Source organism: Agrobacterium tumefaciens (assembly GCF_013337285.1).
GTDB classification, from domain to species: Bacteria; Pseudomonadota; Alphaproteobacteria; order Rhizobiales; family Rhizobiaceae; genus Agrobacterium; species Agrobacterium burrii.
This window is the reverse complement of record NZ_SUPW01000003.1, coordinates 274,746-293,065: the sequence shown is the minus strand read 5'-3', so window position 1 is coordinate 293,065 and position 18,320 is coordinate 274,746. Positions and strand designations below refer to the sequence as shown.

Below are 18,320 nucleotides of genomic sequence, written 5' to 3'. Positions count from 1 at the left end.
GAGACCGGCATGAGCGACACCAATAATCCTTACGGCGGTTCCTATGGCGGGCAGATGTCTGCGAGCGCGCATCATCACGGCGAGCTGAATGGTGCGGCCTCCGGTCACATCAAGGACACAACGACGGCTGCTTTCTCCAAGGATGTTCTTGAGGAATCGCGCCGCCAGCCGGTTCTGGTGGATTTCTGGGCGCCCTGGTGCGGTCCGTGCAAGCAGCTGACGCCGGTGCTCGAAAAGGTCATCAACGAGGCGAATGGTCGTGTGAAGCTTGTGAAGCTGAACATTGACGATCATCCGTCCATTCCGGGCCAGCTCGGCATCCAGTCCATTCCCGCCATCGTCGCTTTTGCCGATGGCCGGCCGGTGGATGGCTTCATGGGCGCGGTGCCGGAAAGCCAGATCAAGCAGTTCATTGACAAGATTGCCGGCCCGGATGCGGGTGATCCGAAAGCCGAAATCGAGGCGGCTCTGACTGAGGCGAAACAGCTTCTTGCGGATAGCGATTTTAATGGCGCAGCACAGCTGTTCGGCGCCGTCATGCAGGCCGATCCGGAAAACCCTGCGGCGATTGCCGGTATCGCCGAATGCATGATCGCTGCCGGGCAATATGAGCGGGCAAGCGAACTGCTCTCCTCCCTGCCTGCGGAGCTCAACGAAGATGCGGGCATTCAGCTCGTTTTGAAAAAGATCGCGCAATATGAGGAAGCCCGAAAGATCGGCGATCCGGTGGCGCTGGAAAGCGATCTGGCGCTTAATCCCGATCATCACGAGGCGCGGATAAAGCTCGCCAAGGTGCTGAACGCTCAAGGGCGGCGCGATGAAGCGGCAGACCATCTGCTCTATGTCATGCGCAAGGATCGGACCTTCGACGATGACGGCGCGCGCCGCCAGCTTCTGGAGTTTTTCGAGGCCTGGGGCTTCAAGGACCCGGCAACCGTCGCCGGCCGCCGTAAGCTTTCGGCAATATTGTTTTCATAATGCGGGCATATCCCGGCCGCGGCGGTTGATCCGCCGGCCGGGCAGCAGTGAACAGGGGGCTTGATCCCATGCATGTCGGAAATGCGAGATATGTGAAGAACGACGATCTGCCGGAAATCGTGCCGGTATTTCCCTTGCCGGGCGCGCTGCTGCTACCGGAAGGTCATCTTCCGCTCAATATTTTCGAGCCGCGATATCTTGCCATGATCGATATGGCGCTGGCCGGGCATCGGCTCATCGGCATGGTGCAGCCGGCCCTTCACGTCATGGAGTCAGGACTTGAGGGTGGGCCTTTGAGCGCCGTCGGATGTCTCGGCCGCATCACTTCCTTTTCTGAAACGGGGGACGGCCGTTACGTCATCTCCCTCACCGGTGTTTGCCGTTTCCGCCTGCTGGAAGAGGCGGAGGCCGGCAAGCCTTATCGCAGTTTCCACCATGCGCCCTTCATCGCCGATCTTTCCGGCGAATATAATGAGGAAGCGGTGGATCGCGAAAACCTCCTCCGGGTATTCCGCGCGTTTCTGGATGCAAACCAGCTGGAGGCAGATTGGGAAAGCGTTGAAAGGGCGGGCAATCGTGTTCTCGTCAACTCCCTTTCCATGATGTCTCCCTTCGGTCCTGCCGAAAAACAGGCGCTGCTTGAAGCGCCCGACCTGAAGACACGGGCCGAAACCTTGATTGCCATCACCGAGATCGTTCTTGCCCAGGGATCGGGCGAGGGCGGCACCGTGCTGCAATAGGATCGCCCCATGGACGACCGGATGAGCAATGTCGATCCGAAGCTCCTGGAGCTGCTGGTCTGCCCTTTGACCAAGGGACGTCTTTCTTATGACCGGACCCACAACGAACTCATCTCCGAAAGCGCGAGGCTTGCTTACCCGATCCGCGACGGCGTGCCGATCATGCTGATTTCCGAAGCGCGTAAAATAGAAGACTAGCCTCCCCGTCTGCTGGCCTCCACGCATCCTCCTGTTGCGAATTGACGAAGATGCGTTGACAACCATGCGTGGATTTGACCAGAGTCCCGCCCGACATGTCTGTTGCGGGAGAATACTGATGTCGTTGCGCGCGCTCGTCCGGATTTCGTTGGTTGCGGTCTCTACCGCCCTGATTTTTCTCCCGGCCACGGCGGCCGAACCTTCGCGAAAAGTGGTAACCACGCAAAACGGCGATTATTTCGGCTTCGATCTTCGGACGGAGCAGAATGTCTCGCTGGAACAATGCGGCGAGATTTGCGTTGGCGACGCTGCCTGCAAGGCTTTCACCTACAATCCCAAGGTGAAATGGTGCTTCCTTAAATCGGATTTCAATCAGCTGAACGCTTTCCCCGGCGCCGTTGCCGGCAAGATCGTGGAAGTGGCGACGGAAGCCGATATCGGCGCGCCGCAGCGCCTTTCCTTCGTGACCGACAGCCTGCAGCAGGAAGCCCGCCGGCTGAAAGCCGGCCTTGCTGCCAGTGACGGTGACGAACAGGGCGTGGAAGCGCTTGTGCAGACGGCGCGGCAGCAGGCCGCCGCGGGCAATGTTCCCGATGCGGTCACGACCTATAAACAGGCTCTTGCGATCACACCTGATGACGGCGCGCTCTGGGCGGAATTGTCGGAAAAGGCGGCGCAGGTCACCGATAATTATTCGATTGCCGGGCAGGCGGCGTCTGCCGCCATCAACGCCTATCAGCTGAGCCGCACGGTCAGCGCCCGCACCGAGGCCCTGAACCGGCTGGTGAAGGCTTTTGAAAGAACCCAGAATTATCGCGCGGCACTCAATGCCTATAAGGAAAGCCTTGCGCTTACCGACAATGCACAGACCAAGGCGGCCTATGCCGATCTGCGCACGCGTCAGGGTTTCCGCGTCATCAACAACACGGTGGATACGGATAGTGTCAGTCCACGCGCCTGCGTGCAGTTTTCCGAACCATTGGTGAAGAACGGTGTCGATTATTCCTCCTTCATCACGCTGGATGGGGCAGCCCCCAAGGCCATCGAGGCAAAGGGCAGCGAAATCTGCGTGGAAGGCCTGACCCATGGCCAGCGCTACAAGATCGCGCTGCGCGCCGGCCTGCCGTCTTCGGTGGAAGAGCCGTTGGAAAAGCAGGTCAATCTCGATATTTACGTGCGCGACCGCGCCGCCAGCGTGCGTTTTACGGGCGAAAATTTCGTGCTGCCGGGTACTGCGCGCCGCGGCATTCCGATCGTTTCTGTTAATGCCGACAAGGCTGATCTGAAGCTCTATCGCGTCGGTGATCGCAACATCACTTCGCTTCTTTCCAATTCGCAGTTTCTGACGCAGATGGACGGATACAACGCCGACCGCATCGAAAACGAAATCGGGGAACTCGTCTGGCAGGGCGCGATCGATATCCAGCCGGATCTCAACAAGGATGTGGTGACGAGTTTCCCGGTGGATGAAGCTTTGCCGGAGCGCAAGCCCGGCATCTATGTGCTGACTGCCGTGCCGCCGGGTACCGCACCGGAGACCTGGGACTCGCGCGCCACGCAATGGTTCCTCGTATCCGATACCGGCATCACCACCTATGCCGGAACCGACGGGCTCAATGTCTTTGTCCGCGCCCTTGGCAGCGCCAAGCCGCTCGCAGACGTGGATTTGCAGTTGCTTGCCAAAAATAATGAGGTACTGGGCACGGCGAAGACTGATGCGGACGGCCGCGCGGTGTTTTCCGCCGGCCTGATGCGCGGCACGGCTGCGCAGGCGCCCGCAATCCTGACGGCGCGCAACGGCGACAAGGACTACGTGTTCCTCGATATGACACGCGCCGGCTTCGACCTCTCCGACCGTGGCGTGACGGGACGTGCAGCACCGGGCGCGATCGATGTGTTCAGCTGGACAGAACGCGGCATCTACCGCGCCGGCGAGACCGTGCATGCCGCAGCGCTTGCCCGTGATGTCGACGGCAAGGCAATCGAGGATCTTCCGCTCACCTTCATCTTCTCGCGTCCCGATGGCGTCGAGGACCGGCGCTTCGTCAGCGATGGCAAGGCGCTGGGCGGTCATGCGGTCGATCTGCCGTTGCAGGCAAATGCCATGCGCGGCACCTGGACGTTGCGCATTCATACCGATCCGAAGACAGCTGCCATCAGTGAAAAGAGCTTCCTCGTCGATGATTTCGTGCCTGATCGCACGGAGTTTGATCTTTCAAGCAAGGCAAAGCAGATCGATCCGGGCGCGGAAACGGCAATCGATGTCGACGGCCGTTATCTCTATGGCGCGCCCGCTGCCGGCCTGACGCTGGAAGGCGAGGTCGCCATCAAGCCGACCCGCACCAGCGCCGATTTCGAAGGTTATTTCTTCGGTCTGGCGGATGAGGAAAGCGAAGAGGAGAACCGCACCACGCTTGCCGATCTGCCGGTTCTGGATGAAGAGGGCAAGGCGAGCTTCAATGTCGATCTGACCGACCTGCCGTCCACCACGCAGCTGCTTTCCGCCAACATCACCGTGCGCATGCAGGAGGCCGGTGGGCGTGCCGTGGAGCGTTCGCTGACGCTGCCTATCAAGGCGGAAACCTCTGCTATCGGCATCAAGCCGCAATTTTCCGGCGATCTCGCCCAGAATTCCGTCGGCCGTTTCCACATCATCGGCGTTGGTGCCGAGGGCGCCAAACAGGCGATGAGCGGCCTCAACTGGAAGCTCATCAAGGTCGAGCGGAACTATCAATGGTATCGTCAGGGCAATTCCTGGCGCTATGAGCCGGTGGAATATACCAAGCAGCAGGAAGCGGGCACGCTTTCGGTCGATGCCAATGGCGGCGAGATTTCCGTGCCTGTCACCTGGGGACGCTACCGGCTGGAAGTAGAGGGTGCCGGTAATGGTGCGCCGGTTTCCAGCGTTGAATTCGATGCCGGCTTCTATGTGGAGGCAAGTTCGACCGAAACGCCGGATGCGCTGGAAATCGCTCTCGACAAGCAGAGCTACAAGATCGGTGATACGGCGAAACTCAAGGTTTCCTCGCGTTTTGCCGGCGAGCTGATGATCACTTCCGGTTCCGATAAGCTGATTTCCGTTCAGAATGCCGAGATCGGCGCGGATGGCGGCGAGATCGACATTCCGGTCACCGAGGAATGGGGTGCGGGCGCTTACGTCACGGCCACGCTGTTCCGGCCCGGCGATGCGCAGGAAAGCCGCATGCCGATGCGCGCCATCGGCATCAAATGGCTTGCTGTCGATCCTGCCGAGCGCAAGCTTGCCGTTACCCTCGGCGCGCCGCAGAAGACGCTGCCGCGCCAGCCGCTTGAAATTCCGATCACGGTTGCGGGCGCTGGTGTCGGCGAAAAGGCCTATGCCATCGTTGCGGCCGTGGATGTCGGCATATTGAATCTCACCCGCTATGAGCCGCCGAAGCCGGACGAATGGTATTTCGGCCAGCGGCGGCTGGGGCTGGAAATCCGCGACCTCTATGGCCGCCTGATCGACGGTTCGCTGGGCGCCACCGGCCGGCTGCGCACCGGCGGCGATGGCGGCGGGGCGGCCCTTCAGGGCAGCCCACCCACCGAAAAGCTGGTGGCGTTCTTTGCCGGTCCGGTCGAACTCGACGCGGACGGCAAGGCGACGGTGAGCTTCGATATTCCGCAGTTCAACGGCACGGCCCGCATCATGGCTGTGGCCTGGACGAAAACGGGCGTCGGTCATGCGGTCTCCGATGCCATCATTCGCGATCCGGTCGTGGTGACGGCCAGCGCGCCGAAATTCCTCGCCCCCGGCGATGTCTCGCAATTGCGGCTCGATATCGCCAATACAGATGGCGATGCCGGCGATTACCGGCTGGATGTGACCAGCAACACGGCCTTGACAGTTGATCAGGGCGAGATGTCGCAGACGCTGGCGCTGCAAAAGGGCGGCAAGTCATCGTTGACCGTTCCGCTGACGGGCGAACAGCCCGGCAATGGCGCGATCACCATCAAGGTTTCCAATGCATCAGGCGTCTCGCTGGAGCAGGTTCTGAATGTTCCGGTGCGCCCGGCCGTTCTGCCTGTCACAACGCGGCGCGAAATCAAGATCGCGCCGAACAGCAGCCTGACGATCAACGGCGATCTTCTGGCCGACAGCATGCTGCTCGGCTCTTCGGTCGCCGTCAATGTCACGCGCTCGCCCGCCTTCGATATTCCGGCGCTGGTGATGATGCTGGATAAATATCCTTACGGCTGCGCCGAGCAGACGACGAGCCGCGCTTTGCCGTTGCTCTACCTTTCGGAGCTGACGAAGGATAGCGGCATGGCCGAAGACCCCGATACCCGCAAGCGGGTGCAGGAAGCGATCTACCGCGTGCTGTCCTTCCAGTCGAGTTCCGGCAGTTTCGGCCTCTGGTCGCCGGGTTACGGCGATCTGTGGCTCGATGCCTATATCAGTGACTTCCTGACAAGGGCGCGCGAACAGAGTTACGATGTTCCCGATGAGGCCATGGTGCAGGCGCTGAACAACCTGCAGAACGGTCTTTCCTCTGACAGCAACGTCAAGGATCGCGGCAACGAGATCGCCTATTCGCTTTATGTGCTGGCGCGCAACCGCAAGGCGGCGATCAACGATCTGCGTTACTACGCGGATACGGCGCTTGCCGATTTCCCGACCCCGCTTGCCAAGGCGCAGGTTGCCGCAGCCCTTTCGCTTTATGGCGATCAGGCCCGTTCGAAAGCCGTGTTCGGCGCTTCGCTCGATATGGCAAGCCGCACCACCAATGTCAGCTTTGCGCGTGCCGATTATGGCTCCGCCCTGCGTGACGGCGCGGCGACGCTGGCGCTCGCGGCCGAAAGCCGTCCGGTTCCGGCCGTCGTGCCGCAGCTTGCCGGCGCGGTGGCGAAGGAATGGGAAAAGAAGCCCTATACCAGCACGCAGGAACAGGCGTGGATGTTGCTGGCCGCCCGTGCCGTCAAAGGCGAGGACAAGGATATCCGCCTCGACGTGAACGGTGATCTGCAGACCGGCGGTTTCGGCAAGCGGATGAGCGGCGATGAATTGCTGGCCGCTCCCTTGAAGATCGCCAATGCCTCGGCCGATCCGGTCACGGCTGTTGTCACCACCGTGGCGCCGCCGGCGCAACCGCTTGCGGCGGGCGGCGAGGGTTTCACCATCACCCGCACCTATTACTCCATGGATGGCGAGGAGGTGAACCCGAGCGAGGTCACGCAAAATGAGCGTTATGTCGCGGTGCTTAACGTCGTGCCGCAAAATAACTGGCAGTCGCGCATTCTCGTGACGGATCTCTTGCCTTCCGGTTTCGAAATCGACAATCCGAGCCTCGTCAATTCGGCAGCGCTTTCGAATTTCGACTGGTTGCCGGAAACGGAAGCGGCCCATACCGAATTCCGCTATGACCGCTTCGTGGCGGCCTTCGACCGCTCGGCCGGCGACAGTTCGGAGATCACGCTTGCCTATGTCGTCCGCGCCGTTACTCCGGGCACCTATGACCATCCGGCAGCCTCAGTTGAAGATATGTACCGGCCGCAATTTGCCGCCCGCACGGCAACCGGCCGCATGGAGGTGCGTTCGGCAAACCCATGAGGCGACGCAAGGCGATCATCGTCGGCATCGTGTCAGCCGCGCTGCTTCTCGGCGGCGCGGCCTTCGGTCTTGATGCGCTGGACAAGGCCTATCCGCCGCCGCTGGAGGCTGCGCAGCAACGATCCTTCGAGGTGCTGGATCGCGACGGCAAGCTGTTGCGGGCCTTTGCGACATCGGACGGCCGCTGGCGGCTGAAAACGACTGCCGCCGAGGTCGATCCACAGTTCCTGCGTATGCTGGTCGCTTATGAGGACCAGCGGTTCTACGATCATCACGGGGTCGACCCATGGGCGCTTATGCGCTCCGCCTGGCAACTGGCCAGCAACGGCCGGATCGTCTCCGGCGCTTCGACTCTTTCCATGCAGGTGGCGCGGCTGATCGAGCCGCGCGCCGACCGCTCATTCTCGGCAAAATTGCTGCAGGCCATGCGGGCCCTCCAGATCGAAAGACGGCTCGACAAGGCTGATATCCTCGATCTCTATCTGAATATCGCGCCCTATGGCGGCAATCTCGAGGGCGTCAGGGCCGCAAGCCTCGCCTGGTTCGGCAAGGAACCAGGCCGGCTCGCCACGGCGGAGGCGGCCCTGCTGGTGGCGCTGCCGCAGCTGCCGGAGAAACGTCGTCCGGACCGTTTTCCGGAAGCGGCAAGGCAGGCGCGCGAGCGGGTGCTGCAACGGCTTGCCGTCGAGCGCGTGGTGGGCGAAGGGGAGGCGGAGCGGGCGACTCTTTCCGCAGTGCCTGCCAGCCGGCGCGACCTGCCGGCCTTTGCACCGCATATGGCCGTCGCGGCGCGGGCGAAATTTCCGAATACCACAGAGGCGCGCGCGACGCTGAAACTGCCGATACAGCGGGAACTGGAAGCAGTGGCGCGCCACGCGGTGGAAAAGCTTGGAGACAAGGTCTCCGTCGCCATCGTCATGGCGGATGCAGAGACCGGCGATATTCTGGCGGAGGTCGGCTCGGCGGATTATCTCGATACGGCAAGGCGTGGTTTCGTCGAGATGAGCCGGGCGGTGCGCTCGCCAGGTTCCACCCTCAAGCCCTTCATCTACGGTCTTGCCTTCGAAGATGGTCTGGTTGGACAGGAAACCATCATCGAAGATCGCCCGGCGGATTTTTCCGGTTATCGACCGCGCAATTTCGACATGCATTATCAGGGTGACGTCAGCATTCGGCAGGCGCTGCAATTGTCGCTCAATGTGCCTGCCGTCAAGTTGCTCGATGCGGTCAACCCATCAGCGCTGATGGTGCGGTTCCGGCGAGCGGGCGTCCGGCTGGTGCTTCCGTCAAACGAGGCGCCCGGACTTGCCATTGCGCTTGGCGGCGCGGGTATTTCGCTTGTTGATCTGGTGCAGCTTTATGCCGGGCTTGCCGGTAGCGGTGATCCCGTGCGGTTGGGCGACGGCGTCCGCTCAGTCCCCGAACGCCTTGCCGGTGACCGGCTGTTTTCCGATGCTGCGATCTGGAATGTCTCTGACATACTCTCCGGCGTGCTGCCGCCGCTCGGTGTGAAGCAGCGCGGCATCGCCTACAAGACAGGCACGAGTTACGGCTACCGCGATGCCTGGTCGGTAGGCTATGACGGGCGACACGTGATCGGCGTCTGGGTCGGCCGGGCCGATAATGGCGCGGTGCCGGGTATTGCCGGTTACGCGACCGCGGCCCCGATCCTGTTCGAAGCCTTCGCAAAATCCGGTGTGGCGATCACGCCGATGCCTGCTCCACCCTCCGGCGTCGCGCGTGTTGCCGTTGCCGATCTTCCCGCCAACCAGCGGCGTTTCACCACGACGGCAAGCGGCCTGCTTTCGGCATCGAGACGCGAAAGCGCCCCGCGCATCGTTTATCCGCCGGAAGGAGCAAGGGTCGAGCTTTCCGGCCAGTCGGGCATTTCGCCGCTGGTGCTGAAGCTGCAAGGCGGTCGCGCTCCCTTCCGCTGGCTCGCGAATGGCATGCCTCTGCCCGACGCTTCTCATCGCCGCAACAGCGAATGGCGACCCGAGGGGCAAGGGTTTTCCACCCTCACGGTAATCGATGCCGACGGCCGCGCTTCGAGCGTGCGGGTTTTTGTCGAGTGAATCTTTGCGGCGTGCCAGCCGCTCTCTGCGTCTGTTCTTCCCAAAAACAAGCATAGCTGTAGCGCGCTGCGCGCAAAGTCGCAGGGCGCGGGTTTTGTCGATCCTTTTTCACCTTCGGGACGAATGTCGACAAATGGCCCGGTAGCGAGATTCTGGAAATTTTATTGCTGTATAGAAATTCTGCAATTTTTGTTGCGAATCCTGTTCCATCCCGCTATGTTGAAACTGCGCCCGGAAAACACCCGGTCGCATGGGAGAGACGGGCGCAGCACTAAAGCTGCGCGCAAACAGTGCTGCCGTTTCGACTGATCGACAGGACATGACTTCGCTTGAGGCGGATTTTGCTGCTGCATCCGTCACCGGCGAAGCCATGCCTGGAGACGGCCGGGAGGCGCCGGTTTGGGTGATCGCACACATTCGTCACGTGCGGGGAAAAGAGGAGGAGAAAATCTCGTGATCAAAAAAATCGTAATCACAACCGCATTCTGCGCCCTGATGGCAAGCGCTGCCCACGCCGAGAAAATTGGCGTGGCGATGTCGCTCTTTGACGACAATTATCTCACCGTGTTGCGCCACAACATTCAGCGCCATGCCAAGGATCTTGGCGTGGAAGTCCAGATGGAGGATGCGCAGGGCGATATTGCCCGCCAGCAGTCGCAGATCGAAAACTTCGTGGCGGCTGGCGTGGATGGCATCATCACCATGCTGGTGGATGCGGATTCCGGCAGGGCGATGTCAAAGATCGCCGATCAAGCGGGTATTCCGCTGGTCTTCGTGAACATGCTTCCGGCCAATATGGAAAAATTCCCGGACAAGCAGGCATGGGTCGGCTCTAATGAGGAGCAGGCTGGCGAATTGCAGGCGACAGAGGTTTGCAGGCTTGCGGCCGGCAAGGGTGATTCGGTCATTCTCATGGGCCAGCTTGGCACCACCGGTCAGCGCGGCCGCACCGCGGCAGCCGAACGTGTCCTTAAAAGCGATGCCTGCAAGGACATCAAGGTGCTGGACGCGCAGACCGCGAACTGGATGCGCACCCCGGCCATGGACCTGATGACGAACTGGATCACATCCGGTATGAAGCCGACCATCGTGCTTGGAAACAATGACGAGATGGCGCTCGGCGCGATCCAGGCGCTGAAATCTTCGGGCGTCGGCATGAAGGATGTCATTGTTGCCGGTGTTGACGCAACGCAGGATGCGCTTGCCGCGATGGAAGCGGGCGACCTCGACGTTACAGTCTACCAGTCCGCCAAGGGGCAGGGCGAGGGATCTCTCGATACCGTGCTGAAAATCGCACGTGGTGAAAAATTCGAGCACAAGGTCGATGTGCCCTTTGAACTCGTCACCCCCGCCAATGTCGCTCAATACAAGTCCAGCAACTGATTTGTGGCCGGCGGCCGGGCACTGCCTCGGTCGCCGGCACAGCAGATCACGGCCCGGCCGCTGGCCGGATAAAGGACGGGTGAGATATGATTTCCACAACCACCTTAGAGGCGATTGAACGCTTCAAGCAGGCCGCCGGCCCCTACCTTCTTGAAATCGAGGGGGTACGCAAAGAATTTCCGGGCGTCGTCGCGCTGGATGAGGTGCAGTTCCGCCTGCGGCCGGGTTCCGTGCACGCGCTGATGGGCGAAAACGGCGCCGGCAAGTCGACACTCATGAAGATTATTGCCGGGATTTATAGCCCGGATGCCGGCACCGTGAGGCTACGGGGGGAAGACGTCCGCCTGAAAAGCCCCCGCGATGCGCTGGAGCGCGGCATCGCCATGATCCATCAGGAACTGGCGCTGATGGACTGGATGACTGTGGCGGAGAACATCTGGATCCGCCGCGAGCCGAAAAATCGTCTCGGCCTCATAGACCATGCGAAAATGCTGGCGGAGACGCGGGCGCTGTTTAACCAGCTGAAGATCAATATCGATCCGGCGGCGGAGGTCAGCACGCTGACGGTGGCGCAGCGGCAGATGGTCGAAATCGCCAAGGCCGTCAGCTACCAGTCCAGCGTGCTCATCATGGATGAGCCGACATCGGCACTGACGGAGTCCGAAGTCGCACATCTTTTCGATATCATCCGCGATCTGCGGTCACGCAATATCGGCATTGTCTACATCACCCACAAGATGAGCGAGCTGTTCGAGATCGCCGACGAGTTTTCCGTGTTTCGGGACGGGCGATATGTCGGCACTCATGCGAGCACCGATGTCACGCGCGACGACATCATAAAAATGATGGTCGGCCGCGAGATCACCAATATGTTTCCCAAGCAGGAAGCCTTGATCGGCGATGTCGTTCTTGAGGTTCGGGATCTCGGTTTGGCCGGGGTTTTCCACGATATTTCCTTCGATCTGCATCGCGGCGAAATCCTCGGCGTGGCGGGGCTGGTGGGCTCCGGCCGCTCCAACGTCGCCGAGGCGATTTTCGGAGTGGTGCCGGCGAATGAAGGGACGATCCGCATCGACGGCGTTCCGGTCACGATTAGTTCGCCGGCGGATGCGATGCGCAGGGGCATGGCGCTGCTGACGGAGGACCGCAAGGCAACCGGCTGTTTTCTGCCACTTTCGATTCTCGAGAACATGCAGATCGCGGCCCTCCAGAATGGCCATGCGGCGATGGGTTATGTCGATGAGCGCGGGCTGACGGTGCTGTGCGAAGACATGAAAAAGGCGTTGCGTATCAAGACGCCCGATCTCGATGAGCGGATCGAAAACCTGTCCGGTGGCAACCAGCAGAAGGTGTTGATCGCCCGCTGGCTTCTGACCAAGCCCGCCATCCTCATTCTCGACGAGCCGACACGCGGCATCGATGTCGGCGCCAAGGCGGAAATCCATCGCCTGATTTCCAGTCTGGCGAAGGAAGGTGTCGCCGTCATCATGATCTCGTCGGAACTGCCGGAGGTTCTCGGCATGTCGGACCGGATCCTCGTCATGCACGAGGGGCATATGACCGGGATTCTCGATCGCGCCGAAGCGGACCAAGTCAAAATCATGGAACTGGCGGCCCGCTGAGGCTGCGACGGCGGCAATGCCGGGGAGGAAAAATTATGGATAGCGTACAGACCGAACCGGTCGAACGGAAAAGGCGGAAGCTACCGCAGGAACTGAATATTCTGACCGTGCTGATCGGCGTCGCCCTCGTCTTCGAACTGCTTGGATGGTTCGTGCAGGGGCAGAGCTTTCTCGGCAGCCCGCAGCGCCTGACGATCATGATCCTGCAGGTCTCCGTTGTCGGCATCATCGCCGTTGGGGTCACCCAGGTCATCATCACCGGCGGCATCGATCTCAGTTCGGGCTCGGTGGTGGCGATGACGGCCATGATCGCCATGAGTTTTGCGCAAAGCAGCGATTTTGCCCGGGCGATCTATCCGGCACTGACCGATATGCCCGTGGTGGTGCCGCTGGCCGTCGGCCTCGGTCTCGGCCTGATCGCCGGCATCGTTAACGGCATGCTCATCGCGGTGACGGGAATACCGCCCTTTATCGCCACGCTGGGCATGATGGTGACCGCACGCGGCATCGCCAAGTGGTATACGAAGGGGCAGCCGATCTCCTTCCCGACAGAGAGCTTCGCATCGATCGGCTCGGGCGCATGGCCTGTCGTCATCTTCCTGCTTGTCGCCGTTACCTTCCACATTGCCCTGCGCTATACGCGTTACGGCAAGTTTACCTATGCAATCGGCGCGAACATGCAGGCGGCCCGGGTGTCCGGCATCAATGTCCAGCTGCATCTGGTCAAGGTCTATGCCATTGCCGGCCTGCTCGCGGGCCTCGCTGGCATTGTCACCGCCGCCCGTGCGGAAACCGCGCAGGCAGGCATGGGCATGATGTATGAACTCGACGCCATTGCCGCGGCTGTCATCGGCGGCACGTCCCTTTCCGGTGGGCGGGGTAGGATTTTCGGCACCGTTATCGGCACGGTGATTCTGGGGTTGATGATGTCGGGCTTCACATTTCTGCGCGTGGATGCTTACTATCAGGAGATCGTCAAGGGACTGATCATCGTCAGCGCGGTCGTTGCTGATGTCTACCGTCAAAAAGCCCGGCTCCGGAAGGGCTGAAATCCATGCGCGCGGTGCCCGGGCAGGGGTGCCGACGGCAATGCCGAGGAGATGCACTTGAACCTTTTCAACTCTCCTCTGGAACTGGGCGTCACCGTGCTTGCCGTCGTGCTGGTCGGGCTTTCCAAGGGCGGGCTCGGCGGCATGAGCCTGCTTGGCGTGCCGCTGATGGCGCTGGTGATGTCGCCGGTCACGGCGGCCGCCATCCTGCTGCCGATCCTCGTTGTCATGGATATGGTTGGTGTGGCGGCCTGGCGCAAATGGGTCGACTGGCGGATCATGCGCCAGCTTCTGCCGGCAGCTGTTCTCGGCATCGGCCTTGGTTGGATGACAGCCGAGATCACTTCGGACGCCGTGGTGCGCCTGATCGTCGGCCTGGTCTCTGCCGTGTTCGTGTTGCGCGTCGTTCTGGCCAGAGGCGTTCTTTTGATGGCAGCCAAGGAGCGGCCGATGGCGGGACGGTTTTGGAGCCTGCTTGCGGGTTACACCAGCTTCGTCGCTCATGCCGGCTCGCCACCGCTGCAGGTCTATCTGCTTCCGCTGCGTATGGATCCGAAGGTTTTCACCGGCACCAATGTGATGTTCTTTGCCATCACCAATGTCCTGAAACTCGTGCCCTATGCGGCGCTCGGAGGTTTCGGCGCGCAAAATCTCGGCCGTGCCGCCTTGATGGTGCCGCTGGCTATCGTCTCCACATGGCTCGGTGCCTGGACGGTGCGCCACATGCGTGCCTCGATCTTTTACCCCCTGACTTATATTTCCGTGGCGCTGGTAGCGGTGAAGCTGATCTGGGACGGTGTGACGGGGCTTTGAGGGATGTTGGTGCCTAGAGGCCGGTCACCGTCGGAATGCGCGGCGCGGTCTCGTTCTTCTGAACGCGCGCGGCCACCGCAACCGCCAGAGCCTGCGCAAGGCACATCGGCGCTGCCAGAGACCGGGAAAAGCTGTAATCATGCTCTGGAACGGCGAACAGGACTTTTGCCGATTTTGCCAGCGGTGACAGGGTACTGTCGGAAATCGCTACGGTCGGCACACCGATCTTTTCCGCCTCCTCGACGATATTCACTACTTCCGTCGCGTAAAATCGGAACGACACCGCGATCAGTACGTCGCCGGTTCTCATCGTCCGCGCCATATGGGTGGCGAGCCCGCCGCCCGGATCAAGAAGGATACATTGCTTGCCAAGCATGGTGAGGATGTAACGCAGCAGCTCCGCCACCGGCGCGGAGCGCAGCTGGCCGACGAGATAGACGGTGCCGGCGGCCTCGATCAGATCGGCGGCGGTGCCGAGCTGCTCGGCACTGATCCGTTCGAGCAGGTCCTGTAAGGAGGCGATGTCCCTGACGACAAGATCGTGAAGGAAACCGTATTCCGAACGGTCCTCGCGGCTCTGCAATTCGTCATCGAGCGCGCGCACGCGTGCCTCAAAGCCCGGCGCAGCCGTCGCCAGCCGTTTCTGGAACAGCGCCTGCAGCTCCTTGAAACCCTTGTAGCCCAGCGACTGCGCAAACCGCACGAAGCTGGAGGCGTGGATGTTGTGCCGCTCGGCAATGGTATTGACCGAATGCACGGCGACTTCATTGGGGTTCTGCGTCAGATAGACGGAAATCCGCTGATAGGTCTTGCTCATCTGATCATGGCGATCATGGATGAGGCGGATCAGTTCTTCGTAATCTTTCGGAGGGTCGACGGGCTGCGGTTGTTGCTTCATGGCATGATCTTGCAATATTTATTGCGGTTTTCCAAGAGGCATGAAGGCCCGCAGCCCGTCGCTCAATCCGGGATTTCACGCATCGACAGCCATCCATTGCCGTGCGGATGACGAGTGCTGGATCGTCTCGACCAGTCGCTGGATGCGCAGGCCGGCAGCAAAGCCGAAAGGCTCTGGTGCCTGTCCCGCGATTGCCCTGAGATAACCTTCAATCTCTATGGCTTTCAGGTCGTTGAAGCCGAGCTGATGACCGGGCGCGACGCAGAAACGGCCATAGGGCGCGTGGTCAGGAGATGCCTCGATCCTGCGGAAGCCGCGGCGGCCGGCCGGATCGGCGGCGGAATAGAAATGAAGCTCGTTGAAGCGCTCCTGCGTGAAATAAAGCGCACCCTTGTCGCCGTAAATCTCGAAATCATGCTGCATCTTGCGGCCGGTGGCGATCCAGTTGCCCTCGACCGAACCCTGCGCACCATTGGCGAAACGCAGGAAAGCGCGTCCCACATCATCCACTTCCACCCTGCGTGTGCCACCCTTGCCATCCGGCCGCTCGGCTATCAGCGTGACGCAATCCCCCATCACTTGGGTTATCGGACCGAGCAGGAATTCGGCTGTGGCAAGCGCGTGCGAGCCGATATCGGCAAGCGCACCGCCGCCGGCCGGATCGTGGCGGAAGGTGAAGGCGCCTGCGGCGTCGGCCATGTAATCTTCGGCATGCAGACCGCGATAACCGCGTATCTTGCCGAGTTCGCCCGCTGCCACCATGTCCCGCGCCAGCCGCAGCATGGGATTGCAGAGATAGTTGAAACCCACCTGTGTTTTGACGCCGCGCGCCGTCGCGGCTGCAGCCATCTCGCCGGCATCCGACGCCAGCGGTGCGAGCGGCTTTTCGCAATAGACATGTTTGCCGGCGGCAATGGCGGCAAGCGCCATTTCCTTGTGCAGGGCGTTCGGCGCGGTGATGTCGACGAGGTCGATATCCGGATCGGCGATGATGCTGCGCCAGTCCGCCGTGGAATGGGCAAAACCAAAATCCACTGCCGCCCGTGCAGCCGCATCTTCGGTGATGTCGGCAACGGTGTGCAGTTCGATCCGGTAGGGCAGGTCGAAGACCTTCTGGGCGGAGGCAAAACCGAAGACATGGGCTTTGCCCATGAAGCCGGTGCCGATGAGGCCGACGCGAAGAACGGGTTTTTCAGACATGGGCAAATTCCGGATTGACGATGAGGCCGGGATCGATCGTCCCTTTCAGATAATTGACGGCGTTCTGGATGGACGCGATGGCCATCCTCTCCCCGCATTCCGTCGTAAGCCCGGCAATATGCGGCGACAGGACGGTATTGAACTGCGACAGCAGCGGGGAGGAGCTTTCCGGCGGCTCGTCGTCGAAGACATCAAGCCCGGCCGCGCCGACATGACCCGAGGCGAGCGCTTCGCTGAGCGCCTTTTCACAAACGACACCGCCACGGGCCGTGTTTGACAGGACGACACCGGGTTTCATGAGAGCGATTTCGGCAGCCCCGATTGCCGGGCTTGCTCCCTTGGGAATATGTACGGAAATATAGTCGGCCCAGGGCAGGCCCTCTTCCAGCGATACGGGTCTTGTCGCCCCCTCGGGCCATCCCGATTGCAGCAGGTAGGGGTCGTAGGCGCGGATATGCATGCCGAAACCCGAAGCCATTCTGGCGAGATGCCGCCCGATCCGGCCATAACCGAGGATGAGGAGGTTCTTGCCGGATATTTCCTGCTGCTCCAGCCTGTTGCGCCAGCTCCACTGCCCCGGTTCGCGAACCGCACGGTCGGCGAGTATGGCCCGCTTTGCCGCCGCCAGCAGCAGCATCATCGCATGTTCGGCGACGGAGACGGAATTGACATCGCCGACGATGGTGAGCGCGATGTTGCGCCGGTTGAGTTCGGCAAGATCGACGCTATCGTAACCCACCCCATGACGGGACACCACTTTCAGCCGTCCGGCCTTTGCAATGGTGGCTGCCGAGAGCGGTTGTGTGCGGATGACGATTGCATCCGCTTCTTCGATGAAGGGTGCGTAGGAGGCTTCGGAGACATCTTCGATATAGCGGATGGAGAAGCCGAGGGCCGGCAGATCGCGCAGCATCGCCTCGCCGGAAGGATGAAGTTTTCCGGCCACGAGAAGGTTCGGCATTCAATACCCCCCTTTGCCATCGGTTTTTTTGGCGGTCGTTTCCACCAGCCTGCGCCACGTCGCAGTCGATTCCGTCGCCGCCGCGGCCAGCAGGCGGGAATCGCCTGATACGGTCGTCATGTCGAAACCCCATTCCACCGCGCGTGCCGCGTAATCCGCTGTGCCGCAATGGAGGGCCGCCTTGATACCGTTGCGGTGGCAGGCATCGAGGATGCGCTTGATGGCGTCGATGACTTCAGGTTCCTCGCGGTCGAAGGCAGGTGTCAATTGCCCTTTAGAGAGCGAGAAACTGAGATCGGCGGGGCCGACATAAATCCCGTCGAGGCCGGGGGTGGAGGCAATCTCTTCAAGATTGTCCATCGCCTCTGCCGTTTCGATCATCGCAAAGGCGAGGATTTCGTCATTGGCTTCGGCGGCATAATTACCGCCGGCGGCGTAAACGGCGCGGGTGGGGCCGAAGCTGCGTTCCCCAAGTGGCGGATAGCGCATGTATCGGACGAATTGCTCCGCCTGTGCCCGGGTGTTGATCATAGGGCAGATGATGCCATAAGCCCCGGCATCCAGAACCTTGGATATCCATGCCGGGTCGAGCCAGGGCACCCGCGCCATCAGCACCTTGTCAGAAGCGCGCATCGCCTGGAACATGCCGAGCACGTCCTTGTAGTCGACCGCGCCGTGCTGGATGTCGATGGAGATGGCGTCATAATCCTGCGCCGCCATGATTTCGGCGCTGAACGGGCTGGCGATGGACAGCCAGCCATGCAGCACCGGACGTCCCTCGGCCCAGATTTCCTTCAATTTGTTTTTCCGCATGGGATTCTCCTGCAAGAA

General features: G+C 61.2%; 14 protein-coding genes. 10 read left to right on the top strand and 4 right to left on the bottom strand.

Annotation, left to right across the window (positions count from 1 at the left end; translation table 11 throughout):
* Positions 1–9: 9 nt before the first annotated feature.
* From trxA to FCH38_RS11435, 10 genes are all read left to right on the top strand, one after another.
* Positions 10–978, top strand: a complete 969-nt coding sequence (gene trxA, locus FCH38_RS11480) for a thioredoxin (protein WP_153514445.1) — start codon at positions 10–12, stop codon at positions 976–978.
* Between the two features lie 68 nt (positions 979–1,046).
* Complete coding sequence (locus FCH38_RS11475) at positions 1,047–1,718, top strand: LON peptidase substrate-binding domain-containing protein (RefSeq protein WP_174373842.1); 672 nt, start codon at positions 1,047–1,049, stop codon at positions 1,716–1,718.
* Between the two features lie 9 nt (positions 1,719–1,727).
* Positions 1,728–1,916 carry a Trm112 family protein gene (locus tag FCH38_RS11470; protein ID WP_006310303.1) on the top strand — a complete coding sequence of 63 codons (189 nt, stop codon included), beginning with the start codon at positions 1,728–1,730 and terminating at the stop codon, positions 1,914–1,916.
* A gap of 118 nt (positions 1,917–2,034) precedes the next feature.
* A complete protein-coding gene (locus FCH38_RS11465; RefSeq protein WP_174373841.1) occupies positions 2,035–7,488 on the top strand; it encodes an alpha-2-macroglobulin family protein in 5,454 nt (1,817 codons plus the stop codon).
* The gene (gene pbpC / locus FCH38_RS11460; RefSeq protein WP_174373840.1) at positions 7,485–9,563 is read left to right on the top strand and encodes a penicillin-binding protein 1C; all 2,079 of its coding nucleotides are present in this window, start codon (positions 7,485–7,487) and stop codon (positions 9,561–9,563) included. The genes FCH38_RS11465 and pbpC overlap by 4 nt, the downstream gene beginning before the upstream one ends.
* Before the next feature lie 319 nt (positions 9,564–9,882).
* A complete protein-coding gene (locus FCH38_RS11455; protein ID WP_161991342.1) occupies positions 9,883–10,020 on the top strand; it encodes a hypothetical protein in 138 nt (45 codons plus the stop codon).
* Positions 10,020–10,946, top strand: a complete 927-nt coding sequence (locus FCH38_RS11450; RefSeq protein WP_174374018.1) for a substrate-binding domain-containing protein — start codon at positions 10,020–10,022, stop codon at positions 10,944–10,946. The genes FCH38_RS11455 and FCH38_RS11450 overlap by 1 nt, the downstream gene beginning before the upstream one ends.
* An 86-nt stretch (positions 10,947–11,032) precedes the next feature.
* On the top strand, positions 11,033–12,568 hold the full coding sequence (locus FCH38_RS11445) for a sugar ABC transporter ATP-binding protein (protein WP_174373839.1): 1,536 nt from the start codon (positions 11,033–11,035) through the stop codon (positions 12,566–12,568).
* Positions 12,569–12,603: 35 nt separating this feature from the next.
* The gene (locus FCH38_RS11440) at positions 12,604–13,617 is read left to right on the top strand and encodes an ABC transporter permease (protein WP_046799878.1); all 1,014 of its coding nucleotides are present in this window, start codon (positions 12,604–12,606) and stop codon (positions 13,615–13,617) included.
* A gap of 57 nt (positions 13,618–13,674) precedes the next feature.
* Positions 13,675–14,430: a sulfite exporter TauE/SafE family protein gene (locus FCH38_RS11435; protein ID WP_236776597.1), complete on the top strand. Its 756-nt coding sequence runs from the start codon at positions 13,675–13,677 to the stop codon at positions 14,428–14,430.
* 13 nt (positions 14,431–14,443) lie between these two features.
* On the opposite strand, the gene FCH38_RS11430 is transcribed toward FCH38_RS11435, so the two are convergent.
* The 4 genes from FCH38_RS11430 to FCH38_RS11415 form a co-directional block, all read right to left on the bottom strand.
* Complete coding sequence (locus FCH38_RS11430; protein ID WP_174373837.1) at positions 14,444–15,328, bottom strand: MurR/RpiR family transcriptional regulator; 885 nt, start codon at positions 15,326–15,328, stop codon at positions 14,444–14,446.
* 75 nt (positions 15,329–15,403) lie between these two features.
* The gene (locus FCH38_RS11425) at positions 15,404–16,528 is read right to left on the bottom strand and encodes a Gfo/Idh/MocA family protein (protein ID WP_174373836.1); all 1,125 of its coding nucleotides are present in this window, start codon (positions 16,526–16,528) and stop codon (positions 15,404–15,406) included.
* Positions 16,521–17,489: a hydroxyacid dehydrogenase gene (locus FCH38_RS11420; RefSeq protein WP_174373835.1), complete on the bottom strand. Its 969-nt coding sequence runs from the start codon at positions 17,487–17,489 to the stop codon at positions 16,521–16,523. Before FCH38_RS11420 ends, FCH38_RS11425 begins: the two co-directional genes overlap by 8 nt.
* On the bottom strand, positions 17,490–18,302 hold the full coding sequence (locus FCH38_RS11415) for an HpcH/HpaI aldolase family protein (protein WP_174373834.1): 813 nt from the start codon (positions 18,300–18,302) through the stop codon (positions 17,490–17,492). It abuts the gene before it with no gap.
* Between the last annotated feature and the right edge of the window lie 18 nt (positions 18,303–18,320).